The sequence below is a fragment of the Acetobacter tropicalis genome (genome assembly GCF_030644465.1).
GTDB classification, from domain to species: domain Bacteria; phylum Pseudomonadota; class Alphaproteobacteria; order Acetobacterales; family Acetobacteraceae; genus Acetobacter; species Acetobacter tropicalis.
The window spans coordinates 1,612,768-1,626,228 of sequence record NZ_JAUYUW010000001.1 but is presented as its reverse complement, the minus strand read 5'-3'; the positions used below and the strand labels follow the sequence as shown (position 1 = coordinate 1,626,228).

13 protein-coding genes and 1 other RNA gene are annotated in these 13,461 nt (G+C 58.3%); 9 read left to right on the top strand and 5 right to left on the bottom strand.

Annotated elements, in window-relative coordinates; all coding sequences use genetic code 11:
- The 3 genes from gluP to QWU00_RS07200 all read right to left on the bottom strand — a co-directional run bounded on the left by gluP (position 1) and on the right by QWU00_RS07200 (position 3,249).
- Positions 1-1,305: a glucose/galactose MFS transporter gene (gene gluP, locus QWU00_RS07210; RefSeq protein WP_035378891.1), complete on the bottom strand. Its 1,305-nt coding sequence runs from the start codon at positions 1,303-1,305 to the stop codon at positions 1-3.
- Positions 1,305-2,363: an N-acetylglucosamine kinase gene (locus tag QWU00_RS07205; protein ID WP_052051240.1), complete on the bottom strand. Its 1,059-nt coding sequence runs from the start codon at positions 2,361-2,363 to the stop codon at positions 1,305-1,307. The genes gluP and QWU00_RS07205 overlap by 1 nt, the downstream gene beginning before the upstream one ends.
- Before the next feature lie 400 nt (positions 2,364-2,763).
- Entirely contained in the window at positions 2,764-3,249 is a 486-nt protein-coding gene (locus QWU00_RS07200; protein ID WP_035378889.1) for a hypothetical protein, read from the bottom strand.
- 112 nt (positions 3,250-3,361) lie between these two features.
- Between QWU00_RS07200 and ffs the strand changes: the two genes are divergently transcribed.
- From ffs to folB, 6 genes are all read left to right on the top strand, one after another.
- Positions 3,362-3,459: signal recognition particle sRNA small type (ffs, locus tag QWU00_RS07195), an RNA gene on the top strand.
- A gap of 55 nt (positions 3,460-3,514) precedes the next feature.
- A complete protein-coding gene (locus QWU00_RS07190; protein ID WP_035378885.1) occupies positions 3,515-5,677 on the top strand; it encodes a DNA polymerase III subunit gamma/tau in 2,163 nt (720 codons plus the stop codon).
- Between the two features lie 95 nt (positions 5,678-5,772).
- Positions 5,773-6,096 (top strand): YbaB/EbfC family nucleoid-associated protein, encoded by a 324-nt coding sequence (locus QWU00_RS07185; protein WP_006557590.1) that lies wholly within the window; start codon positions 5,773-5,775, stop codon positions 6,094-6,096.
- A 76-nt stretch (positions 6,097-6,172) separates the two neighbouring features.
- Positions 6,173-6,769, top strand: coding sequence for a recombination mediator RecR (recR, locus tag QWU00_RS07180; protein ID WP_035378882.1), 597 nt, complete (start codon positions 6,173-6,175; stop codon positions 6,767-6,769).
- Positions 6,770-6,805: 36 nt separating this feature from the next.
- A complete protein-coding gene (locus tag QWU00_RS07175) occupies positions 6,806-7,606 on the top strand; it encodes an SDR family oxidoreductase (protein WP_035378880.1) in 801 nt (266 codons plus the stop codon).
- Between the two features lie 7 nt (positions 7,607-7,613).
- Positions 7,614-8,018, top strand: a complete 405-nt coding sequence (folB, locus tag QWU00_RS07170) for a dihydroneopterin aldolase (RefSeq protein ID WP_035378878.1) — start codon at positions 7,614-7,616, stop codon at positions 8,016-8,018.
- 428 nt (positions 8,019-8,446) lie between these two features.
- On the opposite strand, the gene QWU00_RS07165 is transcribed toward folB, so the two are convergent.
- On the bottom strand, positions 8,447-8,779 hold the full coding sequence (locus QWU00_RS07165) for a TIGR02300 family protein (protein ID WP_035378876.1): 333 nt from the start codon (positions 8,777-8,779) through the stop codon (positions 8,447-8,449).
- Positions 8,780-9,015: 236 nt separating this feature from the next.
- Between QWU00_RS07165 and aroA the strand changes: the two genes are divergently transcribed.
- From aroA to rpsA, 3 genes are all read left to right on the top strand, one after another.
- On the top strand, positions 9,016-10,368 hold the full coding sequence (aroA, locus tag QWU00_RS07160; protein WP_035378874.1) for a 3-phosphoshikimate 1-carboxyvinyltransferase: 1,353 nt from the start codon (positions 9,016-9,018) through the stop codon (positions 10,366-10,368).
- Complete coding sequence (locus QWU00_RS07155) at positions 10,365-11,009, top strand: (d)CMP kinase (protein ID WP_035378872.1); 645 nt, start codon at positions 10,365-10,367, stop codon at positions 11,007-11,009. Before aroA ends, QWU00_RS07155 begins: the two co-directional genes overlap by 4 nt.
- A gap of 279 nt (positions 11,010-11,288) precedes the next feature.
- Positions 11,289-13,001, top strand: coding sequence for a 30S ribosomal protein S1 (rpsA, locus tag QWU00_RS07150; RefSeq protein WP_035378973.1), 1,713 nt, complete (start codon positions 11,289-11,291; stop codon positions 12,999-13,001).
- Positions 13,002-13,005: 4 nt separating this feature from the next.
- On the opposite strand, the gene QWU00_RS07145 is transcribed toward rpsA, so the two are convergent.
- The gene (locus tag QWU00_RS07145; protein ID WP_304651032.1) at positions 13,006-13,308 is read right to left on the bottom strand and encodes a hypothetical protein; all 303 of its coding nucleotides are present in this window, start codon (positions 13,306-13,308) and stop codon (positions 13,006-13,008) included.
- Between the last annotated feature and the right edge of the window lie 153 nt (positions 13,309-13,461).

Genomic DNA, 13,461 nt, shown 5'->3' with positions numbered 1-13,461 from the left:
TCAGGTGGCGGAACGGCGCATATAAAGTGCAATCAGCGCATAGCCGCCTACCGTCAGGCTGGTAAAAACACCCTGAAAGCCAAACAGGGTTTTCAGCCACACAAAAAGCTGCGGCAGAATACCGCCCCCACAATAGGCCATCACCAGAAAAGCCGAAACAAGAGGAGCAGCCTTTCCCGTATTTTTAAGAACAGTTGGGAATAGTCCTGGAAAAATCATGGCATTTGCCACACCCAGAAGCGCGATACAGAGAACGGAGCCATACCCATGCCCCAGAAACGCCAGCAGGCTGAGTATGCTGCCCGCTATGCAGGAATACAGGGTATAACGTTCCTGCGAACAGAAACGGGGTGTGCAAACCATGCCCAGACAATACCCCACTAACATGCCCGTTAGAGTAAGTGCGGTAAAAAATCGTGTCTGGTTAAGGGGAAGACCAAACCCCTGCGCATATGTTCCAATGGCGTCTCCGGCCATGACCTCTACACCCACATAGAGAAGCATGGCGGCAATACCGCACAGAACATGAGAAGAAAGCAGAATACGGCTTGTTTCTGAAAAATGGGAAACAGTGCTCAAGGGAAGGGTTTTTTTAGGAGGCTGAAGATCTGGCAGGCTTGAAAGCGCAACCCCGCCCGCGGCAAGCAGCATCAGTAGCGCCATGCCGAGATATGGCCAGTAAATAGCCTGTACAAACTGGCTGAGAAGAGCGGCGCGCGCTGCGGGATCTGTCATGCCAGCAGCGCGTTGAGACACACCTTCAATATCGCCCATAACCAACGTTGCCAGCACAATAGGGGCCAGAATACCGGCAAATTTGTTGCATATTCCCATAATGGCAATGCGCTGGGCCGCTTTTTGGGTAGGCCCAAGAAAACTGACATAAGGATTTACAGCTACCTGCAACAGTGCGAGACCTCCTCCCAGAATCAGCAGTCCTGTCAAAGCAGCTTCATATATTCCCGCCGCAATAAACTGGCCCGTACAGGCCATGCCCATGGCCATGATTGTCAGCGCAAGGGACAGGCCACGTTTCAGGCCTGTGCGAGCAATAATCCATGAGGCCGGAATGGCAAAAAAGAAATACGAAAAATAAAAAATGAGAGGGATAAGAAAAGCGCTAATATCATCAAGAGAGAAAGATACTCTTACAAAAGAGATCAACGGTCCGTTCAGCCACGTGACAAACCCGATCAGGAAAAAGAGCATTGCTGTCAGACACAAAGGTGTCCAGCCATACGCACCTGCGGGGCATAATCTGTTTCCCGGGGAGGGGTGGGCCGGAGGAGAGTTGGCCATGGACATCAGGAACCGGCCTTTTCTGCTTGACGTGCCGGAAGAAGATGGGTGGTTGGCGAGGTGCTGGTGGCAGGAAGGGTCTGGAGATTTTCTGCCAGAGTAGAAATCCAGTCTGAATCAATGCGCCACCCGGCCTGCCGGGCCGCACGCAGAATGCCTCCACCCAGTGGCGGCAGGCGTGGGGGCTGGGGCGTGCCGCACAACGTGGCAAGCTCCGTGCGGATCAGCCTGCTGTTGAAAACACTACCAGCATAGCTCCACGGCAGAGGAGCCATGCCAACGGTGTCGGGCTCAAAATGGGCACGTGCCGTTTGTACGCAGCGTGCCAGTTCGACTGCCGCAGCCTTCAGGAGGGCAAGTGCCTGTGGGCAGCCTTCTTCTGCCAGCGTGTCCACAAGGCGTGCGCATTGTGCCACGGCTGAACGGGGGCGAGCCTGTGCGGCGTGCCACCCTAGCAGGGCATCCACGGCGGCGGGGTTCGTGTCCGCCCAACCCATGTGGGCACACAGGCGGCGCGCAAAAGGCACGGCGTCAGGCGCACGTCCATCAAACGCCTGACAGAGTAATTGCAGGGCTTTGCGACCAATCCAGTAGGCGCTTCCTTCGTCCCCAAAGGTGCTGCCCCAGCCGCCAACGCGGGTGGTCTGGCCAAGAGCATTGCGTGCCCATGCAATGGCCCCTGTGCCGGAAAGCAGCAGGACACCGGCTCCCTCCGCGAAAGCGCCATTGCAGGCCATGTCCACATCATTGCTCAGGGTAAAGACACCATTGGGGCACAAGCTGTGCAGATGGGTGCGGATGGTTTCACCAAAAGCACGGTTTTCTCCATACCCTGCCAGTCCGAAGGCAAACGCCAGTACGCCTTCGCTCATGGGCGTTACCAGATCCGTCAGCACCTCTTGCCATCCGGATTGGTCAAAAGGGTTGCTGCCCCCTGTAGTCTGGTAGGCCTGCACACGCGCGTCCTGCCCGATACGCACTGCGGCGGTTTTGGTGCCGCCACCATCAACGGCCAGAATGGCCGGAACAGAGGAAAACGGAGCAGAAAACGCAGGATCATGCATGGGCCGGAACTTCGGTTGCCTTGGAAAAACTTTTGCCGGATGGCGCAGCTTCGTTTCGGAAAGCCTATAACCTTTTCCGGCCAGCCACCAGTTGCCGTATGAATAAGAGCCCTTAACCCAAGGGTAAGAGGCTGCGCCAGGGAAGCCTGAGGATAGTCTTCATAACGCGGAAAACAGAGGTTTGGGGTGTCACGTTCTGGTGGCGGACTTTAAGCGCCGTTTTCCCGTTCTCTGATATGTTCTACAAGCCGCTCTGGAACGTATTTTTCAAGACATTGTGCATGCTCTTGAAACTCGTTTTCGCTGTTTCAGCGGGCTCACATGGTCGTATTTCTCTTTCTGTGGGTGGAAGCAGCCATTGAGGAGCGCTGTTGCAGAAACTTAAAGAGCGGCTCTTGGCTCAGTCTTCCTGCCCGGCGCTGTCTCCATCTGGCAGGCTTCCCAACTGCTCACAGGCCCGCGCCAGCCGTACATCCGGATTCTGTGTTTCACAGAGCTTGCGCACATCCGGAGAGCAGAGTTCTATGGAGTTCTCAAAATCTGATTCCAGCACGTCCTGCGCAATGGCCAGATCCTGATCATGCGTGCGCGTCTGTTCTTCTTCAAGCTGAGCCTGGGTTTTGTGCAGCTCTTTCAGGGAGCCGATGCAGGCTTCACTGGCAGCTTCCGGCTTGAACTGAAGCACGGCCAATTCCTTCTGCAACTGCATGTTGGGCACTTTGCTGCGGACTTCGCTGTTCTCCCCGTTTGGCTCGCTTTCTTCAGCGTGGCCCGTCAGCGGGGCTGAAAACGCAGCAAAAAGCAGGGCTGCAACAAGAAAGGGCTGGCTGAATCTGGGCACGCTCACACTCTCTGCACTTGAGGAAACGGGGCTGGATGCTCCCATGATTTCTGTCCTAGCGTGCTCATTGCCTCAAGGCCAAGAGGGAAACGCCCCAAAGTGGTTCCGAGATGTGCAGGGTTGGCATGTGCCAGCGTTTGGTGCTATCTACCGAGGTGGAAAGTCGGCGGTGGACGGGCACCTTGTTGACCAGGTCAGATCCGGAAGGAAGCAGCCACAGTAAGTTTCGCCCGGGTCATTGTCCGGCTTTCCACCGTTTTCCGCCCTTGGCCAGTTCTTGCGGGCGTGACTCTTACTCTTCGGAACTGTCATGACCGATAAGACCGATGCGCAGCTTTCTCAGGATGAGGGGCTTCCCGATCCTGTTATGGAAGGCCCCGGTCTGTTTGGAGATGCTCCTTCTCCAGCCCCCGTTCCTGCCCCGGTCGCGCCTTCTGGCTCACCCTATCGTGTTCTGGCCCGCAAATATCGCCCCACCACGTTTGATGACCTGATTGGTCAGGAAGCCATGGTGCGCACGCTGCGTAATGCGTTTGCGCTGGGGCGTGTGGCTCATGCTTTCATGCTGACCGGTGTGCGCGGTGTGGGTAAAACCACCACGGCCCGCATTATCGCCCGAGCGCTCAACTGTATCGGGCCGGATGGCAAGGGTGGTCCCACGCCAGATCCGTGTGGTGTGTGCGCCAATTGCGTCGCCATTCTGAATGACCGCCACCCCGATGTGCTGGAAATGGATGCTGCCTCCCGCACGGGGGTGGATGATGTGCGTGAGATTATAGAAGCCACGCGCTTCCGGCCCATGCAGGGGCGGATGAAGGTCTTCATTATTGACGAAGTGCACATGCTCTCCCGCAACGCGTTCAATGCGTTGCTGAAAACGCTGGAAGAGCCGCCTGCACAGGTCACGTTCATTTTTGCCACGACGGAACTGCGCAAGGTGCCGGTAACGGTGCTGTCCCGCTGCCAGCGGTTTGACCTGCGTCGTGTGCCGCAGGCAGATCTGGCCGCCCTGTTTGCCCGCATTGCGGAAAAAGAACAGGTGCGCCTCTCCCCCGAGGCTCTATCACTGATTGCCCGCGCGGCGGATGGCTCGGTGCGTGATGGTCTTTCCCTGCTTGATCAGGCCATTGCCCAAGGCACAGGGCCGGATGGGGCATCAGAGGAAATTGGTGCTGCTCTTGTCAGTGACATGCTGGGGCTGGCGGATCGGCAGGTGGTTTTTGATCTGCTGGAAGCCACGTTTACCGGCAAACCGGACAAGGCGCTGGCGCTGGCTGATGCAGCCCATGCGCGGGGTGCAGACCCCGGCCTGATGCTGGGGGACATGCTGGAACTGGTGCACACCATTTCCCGCCTGCGGGCTGTTCCTTCCCTGCGGGATTCGGCCGATCTGCCAGAGGCTGAGCGGGTACGCGGCACGGAAATGGCAGAAAAACTGCCCGTGCCGGTGCTGATGCGTGCCTGGCAGATGCTGGTGAAAGGCGTGCAGGAAGTTGAGTCCGCACCGGATAGACGCGCCGCTGCAGATATGGTGCTGATCCGCCTCTGTTACGTTGCCGACCTTCCCTCCCCGGCTGATCTGATCAAACGTCTGTCCGGGCAAGAAAATACTCCAGCCCCACCTTCGGCGGGCGGTGCACAGACTTCTTCTCCTTCTGGGATGAGTGGGCAGAATGGGTCACTTCCTTCTGCGCGCACCCAGACGTCAGACGTTCATCCCCCATGGGAGGATGCGCCTCGTCCAGCGCCACAGACAGGAACCGGGTTGGGTGGCGATGGCAGCCCCTCTGCCTCATCAGCGTCTTCAGCGCGGCCGGACACCTCCGCTCATCAACCGGAAGAACCTCCGCCTGCTTTGAGAATGGTCGGTGGCACCTCTGTCATGGCTGTGCAGCCCGATATTGCCCGAGAGCCTGCTCAGGGTGGAGATCCGGCGCCTCAGGTTGCGGCTGAGCCAGCGGTAGAACCTTCCGAACCTGCACAGCCAAGCATTGCTCCCATGCCCCGTACGTGGCGTGAGGCCGTGGCCTTGGTCAAGGATCGGAGGGAAGCCCTGCTGCATGGGCATTTGCGGAATGCAGTTCATCTGGTTTCCTTCGCGCCGGGTGACATTGTGGTGCGGCCGGAGGTTGGCATTCCGTCTGATCTGGGGCGGCAGCTTCAGCGTGTGCTTGAGCACGCCACTCATCAGCAATGGCGGGTCAAGATCTCGGATGAGGCCGGGGAGCCCACTTTGGATGAACAGGGTGCGGAGATCATCCAGTTCCAACGCCGCACTGCCAAGGCACATCCGCTGGTCAAAGCCATTCTGGCCACTTTTCCGGATGCGGAGCTGGGTGAAGTGCGTGACCACGGGCTGGATGATTACGGCCTGCCCCCTGAGGAGGTGCCAGACCTTGTCTTTGCACCGCTTGACGCCGAACTGCTGGACGAGGATGAACGACCATTCGATCCCGGTTCATCCATGGATTGAGCCGGATATCGGCCGGAACCTCCGGCTTTAACGACAGGGTGGAAGACCACCCCAGACCAGACCGCAGCACTGCGGTCAGACAGGGAGAGTAAACCATGAAAAATCTTGCCGGACTGATGAAGCAGGCGACCCAGATGCAGGCGAAGATGGAAGCCATGCAGGCCACGCTGGAAGCGATGAACATAGAAGGCGCTGCTGGTGCTGGCATGGTCAAGGTCGTGCTGAGCGGCAAGGGTGACATGCGCTCCATCACCATTGATCCCAAACTGGCAGACCCAGCAGAAATGGAAATGTTGCAGGACCTGATCGTGGCGGCCTGTGCCGATGCCCGCACCAAGCTGGATGCCAAGGCAGCGGAAGAAATGCAGAAAGTCACCGGTGGGCTGAACCTGCCCGCAGGTATGAAGCTGCCGTTCTGATCCATCACGCAATGCGTGCCCGCATGACATGGCGGGCGCGATGCAGAGCGGATGGAGAAGACAGGCGGAGTGCAGGATGCGCGGGCAGGAAATAGAGCAGCTTATCAAGCTTCTGGGGCGGTTGCCGGGTTTCGGCCCGCGTTCGGCCCGGCGCATTGCCCTGTTTCTGCTGCGTGATCCTCAGGCGCGCCTGGTGCCGCTGGCCCGCGCGCTGGAACATGCCGGTAATGCTGTCAAAACCTGTTCCACTTGCGGCAATCTGGACACGGTTGACCCCTGCCACATCTGCACGGACCCGGTAAGGGACCGCAGCGTGGTGTGTGTGGTGGAAACGGTGGGTGATCTGTGGGCGCTGGAGCGTGCTGGCGTGCATAGAGGGGTCTATCTGGTGCTGGGCGGAACGCTTTCTCCGCTGGCGGGAATAGGGCCGGAAGACCTGAATATAGCCCCCATGCTGGACAGACTGGAATGTGGCAGTGTGCGTGAAGTCATTCTGGCACTGGGGGCCACTGTTGAAGGGGCCACCACCATGCACTGGCTGATGGACAGGTTGGCGATTTATGAGGGCGTAGCTGTCAGCCGGGTTGCGCAGGGCGTGCCTGTGGGCGGCGCACTGGATGTGCTGGATGATGGCACATTGGCGGCGGCTCTGGGCGCCAGACGGCCTGCCTGAAGAGCAGCGTATACTAACCCGGAGACGGAGAATAACGTGGCGATAAATGCTTTTCCAATTTCTTCACGCATTCCGCGTCGGGCATTGGTAACGGGGGGCAAGGCGCGGCTGGGCAAGGCTATTGTTCTGGCGTTGGCTGAAGCCGGGTTTGATGTGGCCATTCATTACCGTGGAGACACGGACGCGGCGGAAGAAACGCGGAAAGAAGTTGTGGCGCTGGGCCGTAAGGCGTGTCTGCTCAAGGCGGATCTTGCACGGGAAGAATTTGTTTCGCCATTGGTGGAACAGGCAAGTGCAGCGTTGGGCGGCCCGCTTGGGGTGCTGGTCAACAATGCCTCAACCTTTGAGCGTGATGAATGGGATGACGCGACAAAGGACAGTTGGGTCGGGCATATGAAGCCCAACCTGCGTGCGCCATTTGTGCTGATGCAGGCTTTTGCCAAGGCGCTTCCCAAGGATGCGGAGGGGATGGTGCTGAACATGCTGGATCAGCGCGTGTGGTCCCTTACCCCTCATTTTATCAGTTACACGGTGTCCAAAAGTGCTTTGTGGACCCTGACACAGACCATGGCGCTTGCGCTTGCACCTCATGACATTCGGGTGAACGCCATAGGCCCCGGCCCTGCTCTGGCCAGTGTGCGGCAGAGTGAGGAACAATTTGCCCGGCAATGCGCTTCCGTACCGCTGGGTCATGGCACATCGCCAGAAGAAGTGGCGCGGGCTGCCCTGGCTCTTCTGGCGTTACCCTCAGTTACGGGGCAGATGCTGGCGCTGGATGGCGGGCAACATTTGCAGTGGTCTCCGGCTGCGGCAGCCGGTTCTGTTTTGGAAGAATAACCCTCGTATGACAGTTTTTGCTCCGTGGGCGGATGAACCGCCTTTGCGCTGCCTGTTCCTCAACAACATGGTGCTGGATGCGCATATTGGCGTTTTCCCGCATGAGCAGGGTGTCACCCAGCGTATCCGCGTTTCCGTGGCGTTTGGTGTGCTGGATCGGGATGATCTGGAAGTGGGCGCAGATGATCTGAGTCGCACGGTCTCTTACGAGCATGTGGTGCTTCTGGTGCGCCGTATTGTAAGTGAAGGGCATGTAAGGTTGGTGGAAACATTGGCGGAACGCATTGCCGCCGGTGTTCTGGCAGATGCCCGCGTGCGTGTTGTGCGCATAAAAATTGAAAAACTGGATGTTTTTGAAGAAATTGAATCCGTAGGCGTAGAAATAGAACGCCGTGCTATCCCGCAGGACTGAGGACAAAAGAGCGTTTATTTTCCAGCGTCGGTATGTTGAAAATAAACGCAATACTTCAGAAAAATAAGGTGTCTCTATGCTGTGTTATACGGACACATTGATTTTATGGTGACACATGCATCGGGCGCCAGGGAACGCGACAGCTTTTCAAATCTGCAAAATATGATTTGATTTTTCGAGATAAGGCTTGAGATCCGTCTGGCAGCGGTAGATCGAAGCCTTCCGTTTTGAAAGTCCTATCCGGAGGGCTGGTCTATGTCCGGCTTTGCAGTGTGTTTCCACGGTCCGCTAATGGTTACCATGCTTCTGTAAAGATAGAAGGGAGCAGTGTATTTTCTGGCTGTGCGGGAACCATAAAAAAAGCCCGCTGCGAGAGCGGGCTTTAATGTGATCAGCACACCGGGAAAAACCCGGTGCAGTGTGCCAGATCAGGAATCGTGTTCATCCGAATCCGTGCTGACATCAATGTCGGAACTGATGTCATCGTCGTCGTCATCCAGATCGGATGTATCTTCCATCACATCATCGGCATCGGTGTCGGCGTCGGTGTCGAGATCCAGATCATCATCGTCTTTGGGCTTGGCCGCCGGGGTATCAGCCGGGGTGGGGGTCAGGCTGTCCGTGCTGCGGCGCAGACGGGGAACCAGTTCGGGCTGTTCTGTCCCGCATTTGGGGCATACGGCCGGGTTACGGTTCAAATCATAGAAGCGGGCACCACAGGACACGCAGACGCGTTTGGTGCCGAGATCGGGCTGGGACATCTTGCTACCTGTCGATCCTGAGCAGACATGGGACGAGGGATCGCCCCGGAAACGGGCGATTCCCTGCTCAGATGGCCTGAGGCGGGAATCGACCACACTATTAAGGCGAGGCCAAATGCCATTGCACAGCACGCCTGTCAAACCCTGCGTGGAAAAAGAGGTAATAATTTTCCATGCAGAAGAGACAGATTCCAGCCTCTGGCGGATTGACTTACGGCGGGACAAGCCGGAATGAAATGGGCATGACACAGGCACCCTCTTCTTCCCGTCCTTTGCGCGTTACCCGCGCGCCTGCCCCTCTTGCCGGTACGGTGGTCGTGCCGGGAGATAAATCCATCAGCCACAGGGCGCTGATGTTTTCTGCGCTTGCTGAAGGCGAGACCCGCATTATCGGTCTGCTGGAAGGGGAGGACGTGCTGCGTACGGCAGACGCCATGCGGGCGCTGGGTGCGCATATCACCCGTGATGAAAATGGCCGCTGGCATGTGCGGGGCCGTGGCCTTGGGGCGCTGACAGAGCCCTCTGATGTGCTGGATATGGGTAATTCCGGCACGGCGGCCCGTCTGCTTTCCGGCATTCTGGCCAGCCACGGCATGATGTCCGTCATGACCGGTGATGCCAGCCTGCGCCGCCGCCCCATGAAACGGGTGACAGACCCGCTGGCGGGCACGGGGGCTACCTTCCTTGCGCGGGAAGGCGGGCGTCTGCCACTGGCCATTCAGGGCAATGCAACGCCTGCTCCGCTTGATTACCGCCTGCCTGTGGCGTCTGCTCAGGTCAAATCCGCCGTTCTGCTGGCGGGCCTGAATGCCGCTGGCGAAACACGGGTGGAAGAACCTGTGCCCACACGGGATCATACGGAAAACATGCTGCGTCACTTTGGGGCGCAGGTGGCAGTGGAAGAAACGCCGGAAGGCGGTCGGATTATCCGCCTGCAAGGCAAACCGCACCTGATCGCGCGGGATGTGACTGTGCCGGGGGACCCGTCATCTGCAGCCTTTGTGCTGGTGGCGGCTTTGCTGGTGGCGGGGTCTGATGTTGTGATTTCCAATGTGGGCCTTAACCCGCTGCGCACGGGATTGTTCACCACCCTGCGTGAAATGGGTGCCCGGCTGGATATTACCAACGAGCGGACGGAAGGTGGCGAACCGGTAGGGGATCTGCACGTACAGGCTTCCTCACTTCAGGCCGTGGATGTGCCTGCGGAGCGTGCGCCCTCTATGATTGATGAATACCCCATTCTGGCTGTGGCGGCGGCGTTTGCTACGGGCATTTCGCGTTTTCGCGGAGTGGAGGAATTGCGCGTCAAGGAGAGTGATCGTCTGGCGTCTACCGTGGCGTTGCTGGAAAAGAACGGCGTGCGCACCAAAGTGGATGGTGATGATCTGATTATTTATGGCACCCAGGGCGCTATTCCGGGCGGTGGCACCGTGGAAACCCATATGGATCATCGTCTGGCCATGAGCGCTTCCATTCTGGGGCTGGTGGCAGAGAACCCGGTGGAAATTGATGATACCGCGTTTATTGACACAAGTTTCCCGGGTTACTTCCCGCTTCTGAACAGCCTTGGCGCAGGGTTTGCGGCATGAAGCGTGGCGGTCCGGTTATAGCGGTTGATGGTCCTGCTGCTGCGGGAAAAGGGACTCTGGCCAAACGGTTGGCGCAGGCGCTCTCGCTTCCTTATCTGGATACGGGGTTGCTCTATCGGGCCGTAGGGCGGCTGGCGCTGGATGCCGGGCAGGACCCTGCTGCTCCGGCAGAGGCGTTTGCCCAGAAATTAAGCCCGGAAGATCTGGCCCGCAGGGACCTGCGTGCGCCAGAGGTAGCGCAGGCCGCCAGTAAGGTGGCTGCCCAGCCAGCCGTGCGGCAGGCTCTTGTCGAAACCCAGCGCCGTTTTGCGGGTGAGCGCGGGGCTGTGCTGGACGGGCGTGATATCGGCACCGTGATTTTTCCCGATGCGGACGTCAAACTGTTCATCACAGCTTCTCCCGCCACGCGAGCCCTGCGGCGTTTCCTGCAACTGGGAGGGGACCAGAGTGCTCCCAACGCGCAGGCGCAGGTGGCTGAAATGGAAGAGGCGCTGAAGGTGAGGGATGCTGCGGATTCTGGCCGCAAAACAGCCCCCTTGCAGGTGGCGGCAGATGCTCAGGTTATTGAAACGGATACCCTGAGCGCGGAAGACGTTCTGGCGCAGGCTCTCGCGTTCGCGCGCAGGCGACTCGGCCAGTAAAGGCAGGTTTGCGTGTCATGGATGGCACGCAACTGCTTATTTTCATTATATCTCACGTTATTTTCCACTCCTTTGTGTTGACAAAGCGCGGGTGGAAGGTGTCTCTGCGATACAGATGCCTGTTGTTTGCAGCGGGTTTTCAATTTTCTTTTCTCTGGGCTGCCGGAACATAGATCAGGTTTTCCTGATATCTCCGCCAGCAAGTCGTGCCGCACGATGTGGTGCGCAGGAATGGCCGGCTTCTTCATTGGCAAGTCGGCGCAGGATTTACAGTTACACATGGCTTCAGCCGCAACCCCGACCGCGGATCACTTCCGTGGTGAAGATTTTGCTACCCTTCTCGACGAGACCCTTGGCCGTGATACCGGCTTTGACGGGTCCGTTGTGCGCGGGCGTATTGTTCGCCTGACTGACGAATTTGCCATTGTTGATGTTGGCCTGAAGAGCGAAGGTCGCGTGTCCCTGCGTGAATTTGCTCCTCCGGGCGTGACACCGGATATCAAGCCGGGCGACGTGGTGGAACTGTATGTTGAACGGTACGAAGACCGTGACGGCAGCATTGTTCTCTCCCGCGAAAAAGCACGCCGTGAAGAAGCCTGGACGAACCTTGAAAAGGCGTTCGAAGCAAACCAGCGCGTCAATGGCACCATCTATGGCCGCGTCAAGGGTGGCTTCACGGTTGATCTGGGTGGCGCCATGGCGTTCCTGCCCGGCAGCCAGGTTGATATCCGCCCCGTGCGTGACGTTAGCCCGCTGATGGGTGTTCCTCAGCCGTTCCAGATTCTGAAGATGGACCGTGCGCGTGGCAACATTGTTGTCTCCCGTCGTGCCGTTCTGGAAGAAACCCGTGCAGAACAGCGTAGCGAACTGATCCAGGGCCTGACCGAAGGCATGATCCTGGACGGCGTTGTGAAGAACATCACCGATTACGGTGCGTTCGTTGATCTGGGCGGCGTTGACGGCCTGCTGCACGTGACCGACATTGCGTGGAAGCGTATCAACCACCCGTCTGAAGCTCTGCAGATCGGCCAGCCGGTGCGCGTGCAGGTTATCCGCTTCAACTCCGATACGCAGCGTATCTCCCTGGGTATGAAGCAGCTTGAAGCTGATCCGTGGGAAAATGTTGCCCTGAAGTACCCGCCGGGTGCGCGTTACACGGGCCGCGTGACCAACATCACCGATTACGGCGCATTTGTTGAGCTGGAACCGGGCGTTGAAGGTCTGGTGCACGTTTCTGAAATGTCCTGGACGAAGAAGAACGTCCATCCGGGCAAGATCGTCGCTACTTCTCAGGAAGTCGATGTGATGGTTCTGGATGTGGACAGCGCGAAGCGCCGCATCTCCCTGGGCCTGAAGCAGGTTCAGCGCAATCCTTGGGAACAGTTCGCGGAAGAGCACAAGATCGGCTCCACCGTGGAAGGCGAAATCCGCAACATCACCGAATTCGGTCTGTTTGTTGGTCTCTCCGCAGACATCGACGGCATGGTTCACATGTCCGACCTGTCCTGGGACGAAACTGGCGAAGAAGCCATGAAGCACTACGAAAAGGGCCAGGTTGTCAAAGCCAAGGTTCTGGACGTGGATGTGGAAAAAGAACGCATCTCTCTGGGCATCAAGCAGCTTCAGGAAGATCCGGCAGCTGATGTGCTGACCAGCGTTCAGAAGGGCGCCATTGTAACCTGCACCGTGACCGCAGTTCAGTCCAACGGGATTGAAGTGAAGGTTGACGATGTTCTGACCGGCTTCATCCGTCGTGCGGAACTGGCTCGTGACAAGGCGGAACAGCGTCCGGAACGCTTCGCTGTTGGCGAACGTGTGGATGCGAAAGTGGTCTCCGTTGATCGCGCCGCCCGCAAGCTGGCTCTGACCATCAAGGGCCGTGAAGTGGAAGAAGACAAGCAGGCTATCAACGAATACGGCTCATCCGACAGCGGTGCGTCTCTCGGTGATATTCTGGGTGCTGCCATCCGTCGTCGTAACACCGACGCCTGATCAGTTACTGGAATACCGGATGTGTGGGGTTCGCCTCACACCCCCGGAACGCCTCGGTAGTGATGCCGGAAAAAGCGGTGCTGGAAACAGCGCCGCTTTTTTTATGTCTCATATCCCGCTCATACTGGCTTGTGTGTGGGCATAAAAGGGCATTGCTCCCGCTTCCCGCTTCCCGCTTCCCGCTTCCCGCTTCCCGCTTCCCGCTTCCCGCTTCCCGCTTCCCGCTTCCCGCTTCCCGCTTCCCGCTTCCCGCTTCCCGCTTCCCGCGGTCTGTGGCGCATAGAATGTCTGTAGGGGTGGGGAGCATGCGCACCCTACCAACGTGTGATGGCCGTATAGACGGTTCGGGGGTTGTGAGATCACGGCCCGCGTGAAACCCTTGAGACGATAACCAACAGGAATGACAGGGCGTGGTCCGGGCAATACCCGGCCAGAACGGCCTGCAAGTCAGACTGGCACC